The organism is Streptomyces sp. NPDC006872 (genome assembly GCF_040635845.1).
GTDB lineage: Bacteria > Actinomycetota > Actinomycetes > Streptomycetales > Streptomycetaceae > Streptomyces.
In genome coordinates, this window is record NZ_JBEYIL010000010.1 from 149,872 (window position 1) to 169,213 (window position 19,342).

At 68.8% G+C, this 19,342-nt stretch carries 23 protein-coding genes; 5 read left to right on the top strand and 18 right to left on the bottom strand.

What is annotated here, in order from left to right:
- Nucleotides 1-17: 17 nt before the first annotated feature.
- The 6 genes from ABZ725_RS28375 to ABZ725_RS28400 form a co-directional block, all read right to left on the bottom strand.
- Complete coding sequence (locus tag ABZ725_RS28375; protein WP_358805369.1) at nucleotides 18-620, bottom strand: TetR/AcrR family transcriptional regulator; 603 nt, start codon at nucleotides 618-620, stop codon at nucleotides 18-20.
- A 147-nt stretch (nucleotides 621-767) separates the two neighbouring features.
- Nucleotides 768-1,340: a TetR/AcrR family transcriptional regulator gene (locus ABZ725_RS28380; protein WP_358805370.1), complete on the bottom strand. Its 573-nt coding sequence runs from the start codon at nucleotides 1,338-1,340 to the stop codon at nucleotides 768-770.
- 272 nt (nucleotides 1,341-1,612) lie between these two features.
- The gene (locus ABZ725_RS28385) at nucleotides 1,613-2,680 is read right to left on the bottom strand and encodes an alkene reductase (protein WP_358805371.1); all 1,068 of its coding nucleotides are present in this window, start codon (nucleotides 2,678-2,680) and stop codon (nucleotides 1,613-1,615) included.
- Nucleotides 2,681-2,911: 231 nt separating this feature from the next.
- Nucleotides 2,912-4,801 (bottom strand): propionyl-CoA synthetase, encoded by a 1,890-nt coding sequence (locus ABZ725_RS28390; protein ID WP_358805372.1) that lies wholly within the window; start codon nucleotides 4,799-4,801, stop codon nucleotides 2,912-2,914.
- A 175-nt stretch (nucleotides 4,802-4,976) separates the two neighbouring features.
- Nucleotides 4,977-5,888 (bottom strand): alpha/beta hydrolase, encoded by a 912-nt coding sequence (locus ABZ725_RS28395; RefSeq protein ID WP_358805373.1) that lies wholly within the window; start codon nucleotides 5,886-5,888, stop codon nucleotides 4,977-4,979.
- Nucleotides 5,889-6,242: 354 nt separating this feature from the next.
- On the bottom strand, nucleotides 6,243-7,256 hold the full coding sequence (locus ABZ725_RS28400; protein WP_358805633.1) for an NADP-dependent oxidoreductase: 1,014 nt from the start codon (nucleotides 7,254-7,256) through the stop codon (nucleotides 6,243-6,245).
- 139 nt (nucleotides 7,257-7,395) lie between these two features.
- Between ABZ725_RS28400 and ABZ725_RS28405 the strand changes: the two genes are divergently transcribed.
- Nucleotides 7,396-7,869, top strand: a complete 474-nt coding sequence (locus tag ABZ725_RS28405) for a helix-turn-helix domain-containing protein (RefSeq protein ID WP_358805634.1) — start codon at nucleotides 7,396-7,398, stop codon at nucleotides 7,867-7,869.
- Between the two features lie 35 nt (nucleotides 7,870-7,904).
- Here ABZ725_RS28405 and ABZ725_RS28410 read toward each other — a convergent pair whose 3' ends face one another.
- From ABZ725_RS28410 to ABZ725_RS28425, 4 genes are all read right to left on the bottom strand, one after another.
- Nucleotides 7,905-8,504 carry a CGNR zinc finger domain-containing protein gene (locus ABZ725_RS28410; protein WP_358805374.1) on the bottom strand — a complete coding sequence of 200 codons (600 nt, stop codon included), beginning with the start codon at nucleotides 8,502-8,504 and terminating at the stop codon, nucleotides 7,905-7,907.
- Between the two features lie 35 nt (nucleotides 8,505-8,539).
- Nucleotides 8,540-9,238: an SDR family oxidoreductase gene (locus tag ABZ725_RS28415; RefSeq protein ID WP_358805375.1), complete on the bottom strand. Its 699-nt coding sequence runs from the start codon at nucleotides 9,236-9,238 to the stop codon at nucleotides 8,540-8,542.
- Between the two features lie 153 nt (nucleotides 9,239-9,391).
- Complete coding sequence (locus ABZ725_RS28420; RefSeq protein WP_358805376.1) at nucleotides 9,392-10,372, bottom strand: NADP-dependent oxidoreductase; 981 nt, start codon at nucleotides 10,370-10,372, stop codon at nucleotides 9,392-9,394.
- Between the two features lie 137 nt (nucleotides 10,373-10,509).
- Entirely contained in the window at nucleotides 10,510-11,091 is a 582-nt protein-coding gene (locus tag ABZ725_RS28425; protein WP_358805377.1) for a TetR/AcrR family transcriptional regulator, read from the bottom strand.
- Between the two features lie 67 nt (nucleotides 11,092-11,158).
- Here ABZ725_RS28425 and ABZ725_RS28430 point away from each other — a divergent pair, with 67 nt between their 5' ends.
- Both ABZ725_RS28430 and ABZ725_RS28435 read left to right on the top strand, forming a co-directional pair.
- Nucleotides 11,159-11,587, top strand: a complete 429-nt coding sequence (locus ABZ725_RS28430) for a hypothetical protein (RefSeq protein WP_358805378.1) — start codon at nucleotides 11,159-11,161, stop codon at nucleotides 11,585-11,587.
- On the top strand, nucleotides 11,490-12,284 hold the full coding sequence (locus ABZ725_RS28435) for a SpoIIE family protein phosphatase (RefSeq protein ID WP_358805379.1): 795 nt from the start codon (nucleotides 11,490-11,492) through the stop codon (nucleotides 12,282-12,284). The genes ABZ725_RS28430 and ABZ725_RS28435 overlap by 98 nt, the downstream gene beginning before the upstream one ends.
- 112 nt (nucleotides 12,285-12,396) lie before the next feature.
- On the opposite strand, the gene ABZ725_RS28440 is transcribed toward ABZ725_RS28435, so the two are convergent.
- Together ABZ725_RS28440 and ABZ725_RS28445 are read right to left on the bottom strand one after the other, a co-directional pair.
- Nucleotides 12,397-13,002 (bottom strand): hypothetical protein, encoded by a 606-nt coding sequence (locus tag ABZ725_RS28440; protein WP_358805380.1) that lies wholly within the window; start codon nucleotides 13,000-13,002, stop codon nucleotides 12,397-12,399.
- Nucleotides 13,003-13,007: 5 nt separating this feature from the next.
- A complete protein-coding gene (locus ABZ725_RS28445) occupies nucleotides 13,008-13,571 on the bottom strand; it encodes a sigma-70 family RNA polymerase sigma factor (protein ID WP_358805381.1) in 564 nt (187 codons plus the stop codon).
- A 250-nt stretch (nucleotides 13,572-13,821) separates the two neighbouring features.
- Between ABZ725_RS28445 and ABZ725_RS28450 the strand changes: the two genes are divergently transcribed.
- Nucleotides 13,822-14,004 (top strand): hypothetical protein, encoded by a 183-nt coding sequence (locus ABZ725_RS28450; RefSeq protein ID WP_358805382.1) that lies wholly within the window; start codon nucleotides 13,822-13,824, stop codon nucleotides 14,002-14,004.
- Nucleotides 14,005-14,259: 255 nt separating this feature from the next.
- Here ABZ725_RS28450 and ABZ725_RS28455 read toward each other — a convergent pair whose 3' ends face one another.
- Nucleotides 14,260-15,111: an alpha/beta hydrolase gene (locus ABZ725_RS28455; RefSeq protein ID WP_358805383.1), complete on the bottom strand. Its 852-nt coding sequence runs from the start codon at nucleotides 15,109-15,111 to the stop codon at nucleotides 14,260-14,262.
- 69 nt (nucleotides 15,112-15,180) lie between these two features.
- On the bottom strand, nucleotides 15,181-15,996 hold the full coding sequence (locus tag ABZ725_RS28460) for an oxidoreductase (RefSeq protein ID WP_358805384.1): 816 nt from the start codon (nucleotides 15,994-15,996) through the stop codon (nucleotides 15,181-15,183).
- 768 nt (nucleotides 15,997-16,764) lie between these two features.
- Between ABZ725_RS28460 and ABZ725_RS28465 the strand changes: the two genes are divergently transcribed.
- Nucleotides 16,765-17,631: an alpha/beta hydrolase gene (locus ABZ725_RS28465; RefSeq protein WP_358805385.1), complete on the top strand. Its 867-nt coding sequence runs from the start codon at nucleotides 16,765-16,767 to the stop codon at nucleotides 17,629-17,631.
- 332 nt (nucleotides 17,632-17,963) lie between these two features.
- Here ABZ725_RS28465 and ABZ725_RS28470 read toward each other — a convergent pair whose 3' ends face one another.
- The 4 genes from ABZ725_RS28470 to ABZ725_RS28485 form a co-directional block, all read right to left on the bottom strand.
- Nucleotides 17,964-18,131 carry a hypothetical protein gene (locus ABZ725_RS28470; RefSeq protein ID WP_358805386.1) on the bottom strand — a complete coding sequence of 56 codons (168 nt, stop codon included), beginning with the start codon at nucleotides 18,129-18,131 and terminating at the stop codon, nucleotides 17,964-17,966.
- A 53-nt stretch (nucleotides 18,132-18,184) separates the two neighbouring features.
- Nucleotides 18,185-18,451: a hypothetical protein gene (locus ABZ725_RS28475; protein WP_351919407.1), complete on the bottom strand. Its 267-nt coding sequence runs from the start codon at nucleotides 18,449-18,451 to the stop codon at nucleotides 18,185-18,187.
- Between the two features lie 95 nt (nucleotides 18,452-18,546).
- Entirely contained in the window at nucleotides 18,547-18,732 is a 186-nt protein-coding gene (locus ABZ725_RS28480) for a hypothetical protein (RefSeq protein WP_358805387.1), read from the bottom strand.
- Nucleotides 18,733-18,737: 5 nt separating this feature from the next.
- Nucleotides 18,738-19,313, bottom strand: coding sequence for a DUF5994 family protein (locus ABZ725_RS28485; RefSeq protein WP_358805388.1), 576 nt, complete (start codon nucleotides 19,311-19,313; stop codon nucleotides 18,738-18,740).
- Between the last annotated feature and the right edge of the window lie 29 nt (nucleotides 19,314-19,342).

A 19,342-nucleotide genomic window follows, 5' to 3' on the forward strand; every position in this document is an offset into this window, starting at 1 on the left:
CGGGCTCCGTGGGTGGGTCAGTTCGATGCCGTGGCGGGTTCGTGCTCGGCGCCCAGCAGGGCGAGGGCGTTGTGGATGCCCTGCTCGAGGAGGTTGTCGGAGAGTTGCCGGTCGGTGAGGGCGCGGGAGAGCTGTAGCGTCCCGGCCATCATGGCGTAGGCGCCGAGTGCCTTGGTGCGGACCGAGTGCGGATTGTCGGGCGCCAGGCGGGCGGCGATGCCGTCGATGACAAGCAGTACGCCGTCGGTGTACGCCTGCCGGGTCGGGTCTGTGCAGCGCCCGATTTCGTCGAGCAGGGCGGCGGAGGGGCAGCCGTCGACGGGGCTGTTGCGGTGCTGGGGGGACAGGTACCACCGCACGATCTGTTCGAGTCCCGCGCGGCCGGGTGCCGCATGCGCCACGATGTTCGCGTTCTGTCTGTGCAGTTGGTCGGAGACTGCGTTCGCGACGAGGTCGTCCTTCGAGGGGAAATGGGTGTAGAAGGCGCCGTTGGTCAGCCCCGCGTCCTTCATGAGTGCCGAGATGCCCGAGCTGTCGATGCCGTCCCGCTTGAACCTGCGTCCGGCCGTCTCGATGATCCGTTGTCTGGTCGTCTGCTTGTGCTCTTTCCCGTAGCGCACCGCACATGCTCCTTCGCTTGCCAGGGGAGTTGCTCGCCCTCCATCGACATCCTCCCCACATTGAATGTTGATCATAATTTTATATTCGAAGGTCTTCGCCATGATCAAGCGCCGCGGGTGTGTCAACCGCCCTCGTGATCAATACGGCTAACGCGTGAAGGTGAGGGCGTTCTCGATGCCCCGCTCAAGGACGTCGTCGGCCGACTTCTGGTCGGCGAGGGCTCGGGACAGCTGCATCGTCCCCACCAGCATGGTGAAGAGGCCGATGGCCTTGCCGCGGGCGGACTGCGGGTTCCCGGGTTCCAGGCGGGCGGCGATCTCGTCCAGGATGTCCTGCGCGCCGTCGGTGTAGGCCTGCTTGGTTTGGTTCTCGCAGCGGCCGATCTCGTCGAGGAGGGCGGCGGACGGGCAGCCGAGACCGGGGTGGTCCCGGTGCTCGGGCGACAGATACTCGCGAATGAGGTCCTCAAGCCCCGGGCGGCCGGGCCGCAGTGTGCCGTACCTCGCGACCTGCGTGCGCAGTTCGTCGGCCACGACATGGGCGACGAGGTCGTCCTTGGATGCGAAGTGGGCGTAGAAGGCCCCGTTGGTGAGTCCGGCATCCGACATCAGCGTGGAGATGCCCGAGCCGTCTATGCCGTCCTGCTTGAACCGGTGACCGGCCTTCTCGATGATCCGCTGCCGCGTCACCTGCTTGTGTTCCTTGGCATAGCGCACCACGGTCGTCTCCATTCGCTCGGTAAGGCCGTCGCCTCGCGTTCAAGCCTAAGCCGTGGCCTGACACGTGTAATATTACGAGCGTCAGGCCATTGGGCCGGCGATCCACGGTCCTGCTGGGCGCGGAACGCAGGGGTGCGAGACGAAAGGCCACGGCGTACGGCGGCGGTGGCCCGATCCTCGGGTTGCCACCGCCGCACGCCGTGACCGTATTTACGCCGTGACCGCATTGAGGCGCCCGATGTCGATCCTCTCCTCGGGCGCCGGATTTTCCGTCAGGCGGTGTAGGTGGGGTAGTCGGTGTAGCCGGCCGCGCCACCGCCGTAGAAGGTGTTGGGGTCGGGGGTGTTCAGGGGGGCACCGGAGCGCAGGCGCTCGACGAGGTCGGGGTTGGCGAGGGCCATGGTGCCGACGGTGACGACGTCGGCCAGGCCGTCTTCGACGTCCTTTGCGCGGGTGGCGATGTCGGCGCCGCCCCGGTTGAGGAGCAGGGTGGTCGGCCACAACTTGCGGAGGGTGAAGAGGAGTTCCTCGTCGCCGCCGTGGCCGATGTGCAGGTAGGCGAGGTTGAGGGGCGCGAGGGCGCGCAGGAGGTGCGGGTAGAGCTCGTGGGGGTCGCTCTCCGCGAGGTCGTTGATCTGGTAGGGGTTGCCGGGAGAGAGCCGGATACCGGTGCGGTCGGCGCCGATCTCGTCGGCCACGGCCGTGGCGACCTCCACCGCGAAACGTATGCGGTTGTCGAGCGACCCGCCGTACCGGTCGGTGCGCTGGTTGGCACTGGGGAAGAGGAACTGGTTGACCAGGTAGCCGTTGGCCCCGTGGATCTCGACGCCGTCGGCGCCGGCCGCGATGGCGGCCGCGGCGGCGCGCCGGAAGTCGTCGACCGTCGTGGCGACCTCCTCGGTGGAAAGCTCGCGCGGCTCCGGCATCTCCTGGAGCCCGGACGGGGTGAACGTCTGGCCCGCCGGCTTGATCGCGGAGGGAGCCACCGGCTGCCGGTGGTGGGGGGTGCTGTCCGGGTGGGCGATGCGCCCGGCGTGCATCAGCTGGATGACGATGCGTCCCTCGGCCCTGTGCACGGCGTCGGTGACCTTGCGCCAGCCGGCGATGTGTTCCTCGGTGTAGATGCCCGGGGTCACCGGGTAGCCCTGACCGTCGGCCGAGGGCTGGGTGCCCTCGGTGATGATGAGCGCGTGCGAGGCGCGCTGGGCGTAGTACTCGGCGTTCAGCTCGGTCGGCACACCGTCCGGAGTGGCGCGGCTGCGGGTCAGGGGAGCCATGGCCAGCCGGTGCGGCAGGGGGATCTCTCCGACGGTGGTCGGGTTCCACAGGGCGTTGAGCATGAGTGATTCCTCGGATGGTGGGCGGTGGATCGCTGAAGGGAGAGGGCGACCGCCGTAGGGGCGTGACCGATCGGGGCGCCATAGAATTATGAACATAATACTATGTTTGCGTGCGAGTGATCGCAAGGGGGTGGGCGACCGACTGTGGAGACGTCGAACACGCCGCACCCCACGTATGCGGGATGAGCTCACCCGCTGTCGGTCAGGCCGGTCAGGCTGTGCGGCGGCCGCTTACGGGGTAGGGGCGGCACGGCGGAGAACAGGGCGCAGGGCCTCGATGACGTCGGCGTCGTCCACCGTGGAGGGGATGGGTTCGTCGTGGCCGTCGGCGATGCCGCGCATCGTCCTGCGCAGGATCTTTCCCGAGCGGGTCTTGGGCAGGGCGGCCACGACCGCGACGTCCTTGAGGGAGGCGACGGCGCCGATGCGCTCGCGCACGAGCTGGACGAGTTCGGCCTCGACCTCGCCCGGCTCGCGGTCGACGCCGGCTTTCAGGACGACGAAACCGCGCGGTACCTGCCCCTTCAGGGCGTCGGTGACGCCGATGACGGCGCATTCGGCGACGTCGGGATGGGCGGCCAGGGCCTCTTCCATGCTGCCGATGGACAGCCGGTGTCCGGCGACGTTGATGACGTCGTCGGTGCGGCCCATGACGAAGACATAGCCGTCGTCGTCGATGTGCCCGCTGTCGCCGGTGAGGTAGTAGCCGTCGTAGGCCGAGAGGTAGGAGGCGACGTAGCGGTCGTCGTCCTGCCAGAGAGTGGGGAGCGCGCCGGGAGGCAGGGGCAGCTTCACGACGATCGCGCCGTCGACGCCGGCGGGCGCCGGCTCGCCCGAGGCGTCGAGAACGCGGACGTCCCAGCCCGGCAGCGGTCGCGTCGGGGAGCCGGGCTTGAGAGGAGCGGCCTCGATGCCCACGGGGTTGGCGACGATGGGCCAGCCGGTCTCGGTCTGCCACCAGTGGTCGATCACCGGGATGCCCAGCAGGTCGCTCGCCCAGTGATACGTCTCGGGGTCCAGGCGCTCGCCGGCGAGGAAGAGGTGGCGCAGGTCGGTGAGGTCGTAGTCGGCGACGAGTGTTCCCTCGGGGTCCTCCTTGCGGATGGCCCGGAAGGCGGTGGGGGCGGTGAACATGGTCTTGACGCGGTGGTCGGCGGCCACGCGCCAGAACTGGCCCGCGTCCGGGGTGCCGACCGGCTTGCCCTCGTACAGGACCGTCGTGGCGCCGGCCAGCAGGGGCGCGTACACGATGTACGAGTGCCCGACCACCCAGCCGACGTCGGAGCCGGTGAACATCGTCTCGCCCGGGCCCACGTCGTAGACGGCTCCCATCGACCAGCGGAGGGCGACCGCGTAGCCGCCGCAGTCACGCACGACTCCCTTGGGCTTTCCGGTCGTTCCGGACGTGTAGAGGATGTAGAGGGGGTCGGTGGCGGAGACGGGAACGCAGTCGGCTGGAGGCGCGGCGGCGACCAGGCCGGACCAGTCGAGATCGTCGGGCCCCAACTCGGCACGTTCCTGCGGACGTTGCAGGATCACGCTCCTCTCGGGCTTGTGGACCGCGAGTTCGATCGCCCGGTCGAGCAGCGGCTTGTACGCGATGACCCGCCTGCCCTCGATGCCGCAGGACGCGGAGACGACCACCTTGGGGGCCGCGTCATCGATGCGGAGGGCGAGTTCGCGCGGTGCGAATCCGCCGAAGACGACCGAGTGGACCGCGCCGATGCGCGCGCAGGCCAGCATCGCGATCGCGGCCTCCGGGACCATCGGCATATAGATCACCACCCGGTCGCCGCGCCCCACGCCGAGCTGTGCGAGCGCGCCGGCGAAGGCTGCCACCTCGTCCCGCAGCTGCGTGTAGGTGTAGGTGCGCAGGGTGTCGGTCACGGGTGAGTCGTGGATGAGCGCGGCCTGCTCGCCGCGACCGGCTTCGATGTGCCGGTCGAGCGCGTTGAAACAGACGTTGAGCCGCCCGTCGGGAAACCAGCGGTAGAAGGGTGCGCCCGAGGAGTCCAGGGCGCGTCGCGGAGGGACATCCCAGTCGATGCCCTCCGCCGCCTTCAGCCAGAAGCTCTCCGGGTCTTCGGTACTTGAGCGGAAGACGTCCTCGTACGTTCCCATCGCGCACTCCTTTGTGGCATCGGGGGACGGGGGTGTGGCGGCGTGCGGAACGGTGCCGGATACAAGTACCGCATATCGGCCGGCATGGTCGAGCAGGATGCCGGAGACCGGGCGCGCCCGGTCTCCGGCATCCCGGTGGTGCAGAGGCCTCCCGTAGACCAAATGCGGCGTCCGCTCACGCGCCGAGGTGCTCGCGGAGCCACTGACCCATCTGCTGGATGGCCCGGTCCACCTCGGGTACCCGCCCCGCGCCCAGGACGAACGAGTGCTGTCCCTCCGGGAGCGGGTGGACCTCGGAGGTGACCTTGAAGTCCGCGAGGCGGCGGCCGAGCTGGGCGCCGTCGTCGGCGAGGGTCTCGTACTCGCCGTAGTGGACGATCGTGGGCGGCAGACCGGTCAGGTCGGCGTTCGCGAGGTTGAACAGCGGGTCGGCGAAGTCCACTCCGGGCTGCTGGAGCCAGGCCCCCCGGAAGAGCTCGAGGATGCCCCTGCTGAGCATCTTGTCGTTCTCTTCGTTCCTGTCGATCGCGGGGTTCTTGAGGGTGAGGTCGGCCCACGGAGAGACGCTCACGATCGCGCCCGGGGTCGCCTCGCCCTTCGCGAGGAGACGCAACGGCAGCAGCACCGCGAGTGTTCCGCCGATCGAGTGGCCCGTGCTGCCGATGTTCCGCGGCTCGTAGCCCTGGGAGAGCAGCCACCGGTAGGCGGTCTCCGCGTCGTCGAGCTGCGCCGGATAGGGGTGCTCGGGCGCCAGCCGGAAGTCCACGACGAGGGAGCGGGCGCCGGCCGCCTTCGCGATGTGACCGGCGGCCTTGCGGTCCGAGTGCATCGAGGCCGTGACCGACCCGCCGAAGTGGAAGTGGAGCAGGGCCCGGTCGGGGTCGGCGCCCTCGGGGATGGCCCACAGGGCGGGGACGCCGTTCGCGTCCACCTCGGCGTAGGTGACGCCTTCCGGCTCGGTCGACGCCTTGTGGTTGGAGTCGACTATGTCGCGGACGATGGCCAGATCGAGGCCCGGCGTCGCGGACTTGGCGCTCACGCTCTCGAGGAACTGCGCGAACTGCTGTGCCTCTGGGCTTGCTCCCATGGTGGTGCTCCTTCACAGGTTGCTGCCACGCCCGCTTCCTGCGTGCAGCCGGATCGATGTACCGGTGCCGACGCTACTTGCTGAGTATATGAAAGTAAACTCAGCTGAGGGTCCTGAACGGCCTTGCCGGCCCTTCCCCGGTGGCCGACGGCAAGCTGGCGGAGGTACGCGGGAACGTGGACCGGGCGTTCGGCGCGCCGACCCTCGGTGAGATCGAGAAGCGTCTGCTCCGCCTCGACACGCCCCGGGCGGCAGGCGTGCTCGTCGCCTTGGAGTCCGCCTCGCCGCAGAGTCCGGACGGACGCTGTCGGCGTGAGTGTTCGTGCCGGCCCGAAGTCTGTGGCCGGCTTGATCTCAGTTGCGGTCGGGCGTCATCGAGACCACGACCTTGCCGGCTTTGGTGCGGCCCTGTTCGACGTACGCCATCGCCTCGAGCGTCTGATCGAAGGGGAAGGTCGTGTCGATGACGGGGCGGAGCTGCCCGCTGTCGTAGAGGGCGCCGAGCTTGCGCAGTTGGGAGCCGTTGGCCTGCATGAAGAAGAACTCGTAGCGCACGCCCAGGGTCTTTGCCCGCTTGCGGACCTTGCGGCTGAGCGCGTTCATGACCAGGCCCAGAAATGCGGGCGCGCCGAGCTGCTTGGCGAACGCGGCGTCCGGCGGGCCGACGACACCGATGGCCAGGCCGCCGGGCTTCAGTACGGTCAGCGACTTTTCCAGGTTCGCCCCGCCCACGGAGTCCAGTACCAGGTCGTAGCCGGACAGGACCTTGGAGAAGTCTTCCTTGGTGTAGTCGACGACGATGTCTGCGCCGAGGCTTCTGACCAGTTTCTCGGTGTCGGTGTTCGTCGTCGTCGCCACTGTGGCGCCGAGGTGTTGGGCGAGCTGGATGACGGTCGATCCGAGGCCGCCGGCGCCGGCGTGGACGAGGACCTTCTGGCCCGGCTTCAGGTGGGCGCGGTCGACGAGGATCTGCCAGGCGGCCAGGGCCACCAGCGGGACCGCGGCCGCCTCTTCGAAGGTGAGTGAGGCAGGCTTCGGCGCGACGTCGTCCACGTCGATGGCGATGGACTCGGCGAAGGTTCCGATCCGCAGGTCGCGCGGACGGGCGTAGACCTCGTCGCCGGCCTTGAAGCTGTGTACGGCGGAGCCGACCCGGGTCACGACGCCGGCCACGTCGTGGCCGAGCACGAACGGGGCCTTGTACTTCAGGAGCTGCTTGAACTCCCCGTTGCGGACCATTTTGTCCAGCGGGTTGATGCTGGTGGCGCTCACTCTGACCAGGACGTCGCGGTCCCCGAGGGTGGGCTCGGGTACGTCGGCGGCGCGTGCGCCGTCCTTGCCGTACTTCTCGACGACGAATGCCTTCATGTCGGCTGTCTTTCTGTGCGATTCCTCGGTGGTGGATGTGCTGGTCATGACGCTACGTGCTGAGTATGGAAAAGTAAACTCAGGTGAGGTTAGAATCACCGGCATGGATGCGTGGACCGAAGTTCTCCAGGACACCGGCATGGACCCCCGTCTGGACCGGGACGTGTCGAACTGCTCGATCGCCCGGACCCTTGAGGTCGTGGGGGAGAAGTGGACGATCCTGATCCTGCGCGAGGTCTGGTACGGCTCGTCCCGCTTCAGCGACTTCGAGCGTGTCCTCGGCTGTCCCCGCAACCTTCTCGCGGCGCGGCTGAAGATGCTGGTGGAGGAAGGGATCCTGGCCACCGAGACCTACCGGGAGCCGGGCTCGCGGAGCCGGCCGAAGTATGTGATCACTCCCAAGGGGATGGATCTGGTCCCGGCCGTCATGGGGCTTCTGCAGTGGGGCGACCGTTACCGCGCCGACCCGGAGGGACCGGCCATGCTCACACGGCATCGCGGATGCGGCGCACACGTCGACGCCCAGATCCGCTGCGAACGAGGCCACGCCGTGCAGGCGGAAGACATCGAGAGCGTCCCCGGCCCCGCTTTCCGTATGAGGCCCGCCGAGTGAGCTGAGTGCCGTCGCGCCAGGAAGTCGGGAGGGTCTCAGTCCTGCGGAGTGTGCCCACTCTGTCTGGTGCGGGCCTGGTGGAGGCGGACCTTGGTGCGGTTGCCGCAGCGGGACATGGAGCACCAGCGCCGATTGCGGGCGGGGGAGCGGTCCAGGAAGCGGAGGGCGCACGTATCCGCGCCGCACACGCGTACGCGCCGGATCTCGGCGGACAGGAGCAGGTCGACGGCGTCCTGGGCGACGAGTGCCAGCGCGGCTGCGGGGTCGGTGGCGAGGTTCGTCGTCCTCAAGGGTTCCAGGCGTCCGCCCGTCACGGCGATCTGCGGGGCGGGCCGGAAGGCCTCCGCTGTCGACCGGTTGAGCAGCGCGATGTCGCCGGACGAAGGCAGCCGGCCGTCGGCGACCGCGAGCACGGCCCGGTCGACGGTCTCGCGCAGGCGTCGGCCCGATGCCAGGGCGGCGGCAGTGGTGGGGGGTTGGGCGTCCGGGGTGAGCAACTCGGCTTCCTGGAGCCAGAGGGCCAGGTCGCCCGCATTCCGCAGCGTCTCTCGAGGCGTCGCCCGCCCTTGGCAGACGTACCTGGCGATGGGGCGATGAATGTGGATGCCGGGACAGAACCTCAAGGCGTGCGACATCCCGCCCGGCCCCACTGACTAGGAGCGGCCGGCTCTCACGGGAGCTGCGGATAGAGCATGGAGACGCCTCCGGCCAGCGCGGCCTGGGCCTGGCGGGCAGCGCTGTCCGCGAGGATCTCGTAAGCGCCCGAGGCGATGCCGTCGACGGCGATCCGGGCGATGTCCGCAGGGTCGGACTTGGCCGCGTCGACGTCCCGGACCATGTCGGTGTCCATGTAACCGACGTGCAGTCCGGCCACTCGGATGCCCTCGCCGGCGAGCTGCACGCGCAGGGCGTTGGTGAGCGACCACTCCGCGGACTTGGCGGCGCAGTAGGCGCCGATCTCCGGGAAGCTGACCCAGGACAGGCCGGACAGAATGTTGAGGATCGTCCCGCCACCGTTGGCCGCGATCTGGGGCGCGAAGCTTCGGACCACCGAGAGGGTGCCGAAGTAGTGCGTGTCCATCTCCAGCCGGATGTCGTCCGGGTCGGCCGTGAGCAGGTCGGCGCCGGTGGCCGAGCCCGCGTTGTTGATCAGGACGGTCACATCGCCGGTGGCCTCGGTGGCGGCCGCGACGGAGGCGGGGTCGGTGATGTCGAGGGCGATCGGCTTCGCGCCGGGCAGGTCGACCTGGTCGGGGTTGCGGGCGCCGGCATAGACGGTGGCGCCGCGGCGGAGCAGTTCGGCGGCGAGGGCCCGGCCGAAGCCCCGGTTGGCTCCGGTGACAAGGGCGGTACTGGTGGAGAAGTCCATGGGGAGTTCCTGGTGGTAGGTGTGGAGTCATTAAATTACGATCGTAATATTAAAACTTTGGGGTTGTTGATCGCAAGCGCACTGCCTGTGATCGACGCGTGAAGGGCCTGCCGTGCGCACGGCAGGCCCTTCACGCTGTCCGCCGGGACGGAGTCAGAGCTTCACGATCATCTTTCCGACGTTCTCGCCCCGCATCATCGCGAGGAAGGCGTCCAGGGTGTTGCCGAGGCCTTCCCGCACGGTTTCGCGGTAGCGGAGCTTGCCCTCGGCGAGCCAGCCGCCGACCTCGCGGACGAAGTCCGGCTGGAGGTCCAGCTCTTCGCTGAACATGAACGCCAGGATGTCCGAACGTGTCACGGACAGATTCCACAGGTTGCGCGGGCCCACGACCTTCTCGTCGTTGTACTGGGAGACCATGCCGGACAGGACGATCCGCGCGTGCAGCTTGAGCGCACCGATCGCCGCCTCCAGGTGCTCGCCCCCGACGTTGTCGAAGAAGACGTCGATGCCGTCCGGTGCGGCCAGGGCCAACTGCTCGGCCACCGGCCCGTTCTTGTAGTTGAACGCCGCGTCGTACCCGTACTCCTCGACCAGTACCTTGACCTTTTCGTCCGAGCCCGCGCTGCCGATCACCCGTCCGGCACCCTTCAGCTTGGCGATCTGGCCGACCTGGCTGCCGACCGCGCCCGCCGCCCCGGAGACGAAGACGACGTCGCCCTCCTTGATCTTCGCGAAGCGCTCGAGTCCGATGTACGCGGTGAGCGGCGCCAGGTTCGGGTCCACCTTCTGGGCTGTGGCCGAGTCGAGGACCGCGTGGTCGCGCCAGCCGAGCACGTGCACCACGTGGTCGCCGGGTGCGAAACCCTCGGCGTTGGACACCAGGACACGGCCGACCGCAGGGCCGTCCAGCGGCGCGCCCACCTCGTACGGCTCGATGTAGGACTTCTTGTCGCTCATCCGGCCGCGCATGTAGGGGTCGACCGACAGGTACTCGTTGGCGACCAGTAGCTGCCCCGGACCGGGCGCGGGGAGGTCGACCTCGCGCAGCGAGAAGTTGGAGGCCGCCGGCCAGCCCTCGGGGCGGGAGTCCAGGTGCCATGCGCGGGCGGTGGTGGGCAGAGTCTGCTCGGACATGTGGATCAGGTCCCTTCAGTGGGGTCGGACTTCACGTGTACAGAAAGGTCTGTCTACTGAACAGAAAGGTCTGTTCGGATCGCTCCCGATGCGCTTCCGCTCCGACCCGTTGAGTGTCGGTGCGGGCCCGGCGGGGTTCAGTCGGACTGTGGGCAGGCCGCGTCGAGCAGGTCGCGCGCCGCCCGCTTGGCGGCCTCGGCGGCGGTATCGGCCTGGTCGACGCGCGTCGCCGCCAGTGTGCCGTCGATGAGAACGGTGAGCTGGAATGCGAGCGTGTCCGGGTCTGCGGCACCCGCCGCGGCGGCCAGGTCGCGCACCCAGGCGCGGACGGCGCCCTTGTGCTCCACGGTGATGGCGTGCGCGGTGCTGCCCGGGTCGTACTCCGCCACCGCGTTGATGAACGCACAGCCCAGCGTGCCCGCTCGCGCCGCTTGTTCCAGTGCGACGAAGAGGCCGAAGAGCTGCTCGCGCGGGTCGTCCCCGGCCGCGAGAGCGGCTGAGCGCAACTGGCGCCGCCAGCTGTCGTCCATCCGTCGCAGATAGGCGGCGACCACGTCGTCCTTGCTGGGGAAGTGCTTGTACAGCGTGGCCTTGGCGACCCCCGACTCGGCGATGAGCCGGTCCACCCCCACGGCGTGGATGCCATGGGCGTAGAACAGCTTGCTGGCGGTGTCGAGGATGCGGTCCCGGGCCGGGCGTCGCTCGGTCGCGGTGCTCATGCCGGTAAGTTAACAGACAGGTCTGTCTACGGCAACGAGGAGGCGTCGGATCGGCAGCATCGACGGCTTGGACATCGGGACGTTCGGGCTCTGCACCTTCGGCTTCGAGGCCCAACCGGCGGCGCGGATACGCGAATCGGCCCAGGAACTCGAGGAGAGAGGCTGGCGGGCGCTGTGGATTCCCGGCGCAGCCCTCCTGGGGCCGGACGCGTTCCTGGGCGTGGAGCACGCGGTGCTGTTCGAGTCCGACCCCGAGGAGATCTCCAGCGGCAGCGACCGCATCGTCGACGACCTCGTCTTCTGGGGCGATCTGGACACCATCGTCGAGAAGCTCCACGCCCATGTGGAGGCCGGCGCCGATCATGTCGCGGTGCGTCACCCCGACGACCGCGGCGTCGGTGGACACCACCCGCACCGCCCAGGAACTGGCAGAGGTCGGTACCGACCACCTCGCGGACCTCGTCACCGTCGACCTTCTCGACGTCGCTCTCCATGACGAAGGAACGCACCCGGACGACGGTCCGGCCGTTGTCCGTCGGATCGCGCAGTCCGCCTCGGACGGCAGCACGGACCGCACGGAGCCGGTCGACGTCCCAGGACCGCGGCACATCTATCCGGAAGGCTCGGAGCCGGCCGTCGCACTGGCCACCGGGCAACCCCTCCGCCTCGGCATCGAAGTCTCCGACGCTCCGACATGGCTGGAGATGCCTGCGGACGACAGCGATCCGTCGGACGCGGGCGGCATCCACTCCATGCTTCTGGTCCCGCTGTGGGCACGTGGAAATCCGCTGGGGCTGGCCCAGTTCTGTCGCCGTCACACGGCGGATCCCTTCGAGGACGACGATCTGCTCCTCGCCCAGGAGATCGCCTCCAGAGCAGCGGTGAACATCATTCTCGCGGACATCGACCTCACCCCCGACGAACTGCTGACTCACCTCGACGACGTGGTCATCCGGCTGCAGCGCACCGAGCAAAGGGCCATGGGCGAGATCAGCGCCACCTGCCTGTACGCGGTCTACGACCCCGTCTCCCGCGTGTGCTCCCTGGCCGGCGCCGGACACGTGCTGCCGGCCGTGGTGACTCCTGGTGATGCGCCGGCGCCCCATACGGTTGTCTTCCCGGACCTGCCGATCGGCCCGCCACTCGGCCTGGGAGCGCTGCCTTTAAACCGGCTCTGGACCGCAGTTCCGTGAATCCCCAGTTCAGAGACAGTCGGGCGGTTCACGAGTCAGTTTGGGAGAGGTTGACGAGATCCCGTCAGATCGAGCCGATCGGGCGGGATCCTTCGTCCTCCGTGGCAACTGTCTAGTTCGCGCTGCTGTCGGTGCCGGCGTTGCCGGAGTCACCGGTCTTGGAGGTCGAAGTGCCGGTGCCGCCGGTGGGGAGGCTGACGCAGTGGGGCGCCTTGCCTTTGACCAGCACCATCGAGCCGGTGATCCCGCTGGAGGACTTGCCGAAGGCGACGACCGCGGTGTACCCGGTCGGGACCCCCTTCACATCGACGGTGACCGAGCCGTCGCCACCGGTGGCGGCCGTGACGTTGGTCGCCTGGTGGCCGGCTGCGGCCTTCGCCAGCGCGTCGATGCTCGTGCAGCCCGAGCGCACCGGCACTGCGACCACCGGCAGGCCCAGGGTGTGGAGCTTGGCGTTGGCTCCGGCCATCCCGGAGGGCCGGGCGACCTGGACGGTCACCGTGCCGTCGGCGTTCTGCGTCACCGCGTAGGCAGGGCTGCTGCCGGTCAGCGTCACCATCGCGGCGGCGGCCACGCCCGCGGTGGCCAGAGCGCCGGCGGTGAGCCACATCGGGCGGCTTCCCCGGCGCGTCGCGGGCGCGGGCGGCTGCGTGCGCTGGAGCGTCGGCCCGTGCTCCTCCATCAAGTCGGCGAAGAGCTGGTCTGCGAACCTGGTCATCGTCATCACTCCTGGTCCTGTCGGTCGTCTTCCGTCGTCTTCCGCAACCGGCTGCGCGCCCGCATCAGCCGCATCCGCAGCGCCCCCGGCGACATGCCGAGCGCGGCGGCGGCCTCCTTCGGGCGAAGCCCCGCGATGTCCACCAGCTCCACCACCGAACGGTCCAGCGCGGGAAGCGCGGTCAGCTCGGTCACCACCCTCCGTCCGGCGCGCTCCGCGTCGATCCGGTCGAGCAGTTCCTCCACCTGATCGCCGTCCAGTTCCCTGCGCCCGGCCAGGCGCACGGTCTTCTCCCGCTGCTGGCTGTGCGCCTGGCAATGCGCGGCGTAGATCCTCCGCGCGATGCCGAAGACCCAGGACCGCGCAGTGCCCTTGCGTGGGTCGAAGGTGCCGAACGAGGTGATCACCTGGACGAAAGTGTCTGCAGTCAGATCCGCCACGGTGTGCGGATCGACACTGCGTCGCGCGAAGTACGCGGTTACTGCGTCCACGTGCGACCGGTAGAGCCGTTCGAACTCGGCGGCGGAGTCAGCGGTGCCGTCCTTGGCGCTGTCGGGGGCATCGCCCACGGGAGGCCGTGGTGGATGCCGCGGCTGAATCAGCTTCTGTCGTGGTTGTGTCGTCGACTTACTCACACCCCTAGTTGCCGATCCGCCGCGAAATCGTCACACGCCGCCAGGACAGGGCCCTTCAAACCTCTTGCCGCAGTTCGGTGAGTCCCCAGGTCAGGAACGGGAACGGGGGATCGCCACGGCAGTGTGCTTCCTGCCGTGGCGAGTAAGACGGTTGAGGATGTGCTGTTTCCCAGGATCGGTGTGCGTGGAGCGTGTCAGCGACTCCTCCGGCGCCCTGGTGGTCGAGGCGGTGTCCACCGGCAGTGCGGGCCGGTGCCCGGACTGCCGGAAGCAGGCGAGGCGCGTCCACAGTTCGTACCACCGCAGCCTCGACGAGAGACCGTTGGGCTCGCGGCGGGTCGTGGTCCGCCTCAGGGTGCGGGGGTAGTTCCGCAGCCTCTGTGCAGGTCCCGCAGATCCTGGACTGACGCAGCGCTGGAGGATGCACAATGCGCCCTGCCCTGACCATGATCTGGTAGCCGGTGGGGTAGAGCGGCGTGAGCCGTGAAGCGAGGGCACGAAAGTGTGAGTAGGACGCCCCGGGAGGTCGGCGCAGGCTCGGCCGGCCCGGTGAAGCGGTGCCCCGTCAGATGTGCCACTGGCTGGGCCGCCGACTCGGCGTCACTCGGGTCGTCGGGCGTGGTCAGTTGGCGAGGAAGTCGGTGACCTGCTTGGTGAAGGCCTTGGCGTACTGGAAGAGGAAGGCGTGGCCGGCACCGGAGTAGAGGACGAGGGTGGCGTTGGCGAGGTGCTGGACCGCGACGTAGGAGTTGTGGGCGGGGATCATCACGTCGTGCAGGCCGTTGGCGTAGAGGACGGGCTGCTGGATGGCCTCGAGTTCCGCCACCACCTCGTCGAAAGGTGCCGCCAGGAGGGTGGCGGCGGCGGTGAGCATGCCCTGGGCGGCCGTCTCGGAGACCGCGGGGCCGCCTGCGGCGAGCCGGGTGGAGACGTGGTCGAAGTGCTCGCGGCCGGCTGCGCGGGCGGTCTCCGTCTCGGGGTAGAAGAGGTAGAGCATGTCCTCCAGGTCGGCATCGGGCTTGGCCATGATGCCCAGGACCTTCTCGCTGAAGGGCGGTGCGTCGGGCACCCAGCCGGCCGGTCCGCTGCCCGCCACGACGAGCTTGCGCACCAGTTCGGGGCGGCGCACGGCCACCCGTTGGGCGACGATGCCGCCGAGGGACCAGCCGAGGAGGTCGGCCTGCGCGAGGCCGAGGGCGTCGATGAACTCGACGGCGCCCTGGGCGAATCCATCGAGGGAGTCGCGCGGCTCGCCGTCGGTGTAGCCGACGCCGACGTTGTCGAACACGATCACGTCGTGGCCGCCGGCCAGGCGGTCCAGGAACTCCGGGTCCCACCAGTCGATGGTGCCGCGGAAGCGGTTCAGCAGGACCAGCGGGACACCGCCCCGCGGCCCGAACCGCCGGTAGGTGAACGTCGCGGAAGGGCCCTCGACGGTGAGGTCCTCGGCGTTGTCTGCCAGATACGTGCTCATGAAGTCCTTCTCCTGTTCGACGGGCGTGCGCGAGATTTCGCGGGTGCCGTGAGGCGTTGTCCGCTGCTTTCAGGTGACGAGCTTGTTGATCTTGCGGATCTGTCCGTCGAAGGCCCCGGCGGGAATCATGCGGCGCGCTGTGCTGATGCGCCGCGCGTTCCGGCTGGCGCCGTACCGCAGCTTCGGCTTGGCGTCGGTGGCGGCCGCGACGATCGCCTTCGCGACGGTGGCGGGGTCGTCGCCGTCATCGTTGAACGCCGCTGCCAGCTGGTCGGCGATGCGCCGCTGCTCCGCGTAGATCTGCATGGGCATGTCGGGCGCGACGGCGTTCGACTCGAACGAGGTGTTGGTGCCGGCAGGCTGGACGAGAAGGGCTCGGACCCCGTGTTCGCGGATCTCGTGGTCCAGGGACTCGGTGTACCCCTCGATCGCGTGCTTGGAGGCCGCGTAGGCGGCCATGTAGGGCTGGGGGATGAACCCGAGGATGGACGAGATGTTGATGACGCGCCCGCTTCCCTGGGTGCGCATGTGCGGCAGGACGGCCTTCGTCATGCGCATCACACCGAAGACGTTGATGTCGAAGACGCGCTGAGCCTGCGCGACGGAGTTCTCCTCGTCGGCGCCCGAGGAACCGATGCCGGCGTTGTTGACCAGGACGTCGATCCGCCCGAACCGATCGATCACCTCCCCGACCGCGGCAGCGACCGATTCGTCGTCGGTCACATCGAGGGCGAGGAAAGTCACGCCGTCGCGACGGGCGATCACCGATGACCTCCGGCTCGTTCCCACCGTCTCGAAGTCTGCTGCGGCGAGCGCGAGCGCGGCCGCCCTTCCGATACCGGAGGACGCACCCGTCACGAGTGCTACCGGCCGAGTTGTCGCCATCACTGGCCTCCCTGGTTAATTAAATTACGTTCATAATTTTATGCATGAGGGGTCGGTTGTTGGCAAGTGGCCTTGTGGTCGAGAGAGGAGTGACCGCGTCGAGTGCCTGTGGAGACGGCCGGTGCGGCTCTGTGACTGCTTGACTTCCGAGTCGTGGATGTGGACGCGGAATGGGGTGGTCGGATCGCCGAGCTGTGCACGGCCGTCCGGCTGGTCGTCTCCGCTCGTCTGTGGTTCAGCGGGTGGCTGTTGCTCGGCGCGCCAGGCGGCTGTCCCAGGTGGACTGCGGTTTCTCCTGCCGGTATGACATCCAACGACCCGCCGACATCAACCGGTTCGGGGCGCCGCGTGGTCGGTCCGCCGCGGCGGCCGGTGCGCCTTGCGGTCGCGCTCTCGAATGCCCATCGATGACTGTTCCAACAGGGCCAGGACGCCAAGAAGCCGCAGGCCCGCGACCTCTCCCTGCCTGACCTCCTGGAACAGGCCCAACTGTGAGCTGGTCAGCCTCAACAGCGGCGAGTGTCTCGAGGTCTCCCGAGTCCGGACGGCCGAGCAGGCGGCTTGCCGCTCGATAGAATTACGGTCATACTTTAATCGTCGACGTGATGCTGAGAGGCTCGACCGCTCAGGGTTCCGATGCCCACGCCTGTGACGTCGACCCCGCGCCTGCAGCCGCAGCCGGGAGACGCGGTTGTCTGCTCTGTGCCCTCGCCATCCGAGGAGGCGGGGCGGCGTCGTCGCAGAAACCCCAAGCTGAAGGGCACGACCGTGAGTGACTCACAGGAAGTACGAGGCGACGTGGTGACGTCGTACAAGAACGCACCGACCCGCACCGTCACCGCCGGGGGAGTGACGTTCGCCTACCGCGAGCTCGGTCCCCGCTCCGGCGTCCCGGTGGTCTTTCTCAACCACCTCTACGGGGTCCTCGACAACTGGGACCCCCGGGTCGTCGACGGCATCGCCGCCAAGCGCCGGGTCATCACGTTCGACAACAGGGGCGTCGGCACTTCCACCGGTTCGACCCCGCGCACCATCCAGGAGATGGCCAAGGACGCCGTCACCTTCATCCGGGCGCTCGGGCTGGAGCACGTCGACATCCACGGCTTCTCGATGGGCGGCATGATCGCGCAGGTGATCGTGCAGACCGATCCGCAGCTCGTCCGCAGGCTGATCCTCAGCGGCACCGGTCCCGCAGGGGGCGAGGGCATCAAGAACGTGACGGTGTTGTCCCATCTCGACACCGCCCGAGCCCTGCTCACCTTCCAGGATCCGAAGCAGTTCCTCTTCTTCACCCGCACCGCGGGCGGGCGCCGGGCCGGCAAGGAGTTCCTGGCCCGCCTGAAGGAGCGCACCGTCGACCGGGACAAGACGATGTCCCCCATCGCGTACAACAACCAGCTCAAGGCCATACACCGCTGGGGCCTGGAAAAGCCCCAGGATCTCTCCGTCGTCCACCAGCCCGTGCTCGTCGCGAACGGCGACAACGACAGGATGGTTCCGTCGAAGAACTCGGCCGACCTCGCGCGGCGACTGCCGAACGCCGAGTTGGTGATCTACCCCGACGCCGGGCACGGCGGCATCTTCCAGTTCCACCGGCAGTTCGTGGAGACGGCTCTAGAGTTCCTCGAACGGTAGAGGGGGTGAAGTGCGGCCATCGCTTCGGCCGAGGCCGAGGAGCGACTGAAGACAGGCCCCAGTCGTTCCCCGGCGTTGCCCGACATCGGATGATCCCCGCCGCGGCAACTGCGGGGATCGCCGGTTCTGCCATCCCTCGCCCAGGGCGGCGAAGGCGTCGAGCTGGATGCCGACGTCTGTGGACAGACTCGTCCAGCGGATCCAGCGTCCGTCGACGGTGTGTTTCCAACCGGCGTCGGTGAGGGGCTTCGTGGACGCGCTCGATGCGCAGGGTCTGTGATTCGTGGATCACATGGGTGGTGTCGTCGGACCAGGTGCGTTCCCTGTCGAGTTCAGTGTGTTGAAGTTGAACGGGGGTCTCCCCGGTGGTGCCGGTCCGGGAGGATTAGGCCCCGTTCTCGTGCTCCGGTGATGCCGAGGAGGCGGTTGCCTTCGACGGCGTCGTTCAGGACCCGGAGCACCTGATCGCGGTAGGTCTTGCGCTCGCGCAGTGTGGCCATGACCGCCGCTTCCTTCCGTGTGCGAGGGTCGGTTCCGGGGCCCGTGGAGGCTCTCAGGTCTCGTCGGCGTGGGCGCCGGTGCCGACGGAGCTCCGGCTGGCGGCCAGCCAGGAGCGGGCGGGGCCGGCGGGTGTTGCAGTGTCCACGGTGAGGTGGAGGCGGGTGGCGCCGTCCAAGCCGGGATAGCTGCGCTGTTCCGTTCCGGCGAAGCAGTGGCGAAGCGCCTCCGCGACCGCTCGGGCGGCTTGGGGTGTGTGCGCGATGATCCGTACCTCGGCGTGCCCGAGCGAGGCCAGTGTCTGGGTCTCGATGTACTTCACGTGGGCGTGTTCCCTTCGGGGTGGGCGAGAAGCCGACGGGGTGGGGACGCCGTGGCGTCCCGCCCGCTGCCCCCGGTCGGAGGAGGTTCCGTTCCTCACCGGTCATCCGTGCGGTGGGTGCGACGACCGGTGTCGTCCGGCAGGCCGGGAGGTCTCGGCAGGGGGTCGCTGAAGTGGTGGGCCGCGATCCGTGCGTCGTGCTGGGCATTGAGCAGGTGGATCAGGCGCATCCCGATGCCGATCGCGAGGACGATCACCGCGATGATGACGAGGGTCTCCACGGAACTCACCTCCAGCCGCTTCCGGGCAGCGGGAGGGCGCTTCGCCTCATCGGGCTCCCGAACGGGGACATGCAGGCTCCGCCTTCGCCCTCCCAGGTGGCTTCCCGGCGCACGGCGTCACGGATGCCGCGCCCCGTGACGACGTCGTTGGTCATCAGGACGCCCGCGGTGAGGACGCTGCCAGGGATCGCTGCGGCGGCCATCAGGCGGGCCGCAGCTGCGGGTGCGGTCTCGGGCGGAATGACGAGGAGGTCCCAGCGTCCGACGGTGTAGGAAAGCAGGATGAGCTTGTCGGGGTCCTGTTCTGTGAACCAGCCCACGTGCAGCATGCGCCCGTCCACGGCAACCTTGTGCGGGACGACGGGCCAGCGGGTGGGGTTCACGGTGACGCGCGTGATGCGCCCCCAGGGTTCCTCCAGGGCGGCGGCGAGCGGTGGGAGCTCGGCTTCGAGGTCGCGGGAGTAGGGCCACCAAGCCCCATCCAGCTGGCCTGCGAGCGTGGTCTTCGGGGTGAGGGACAAGCGTGCCGGAAGCTCTGCGGCGAGGTCGCGGGGCGCGGTCCGGTCGAGGGTCGTGGTCATGATGAGGACCTGCCCCCGGGCTGTCCGTC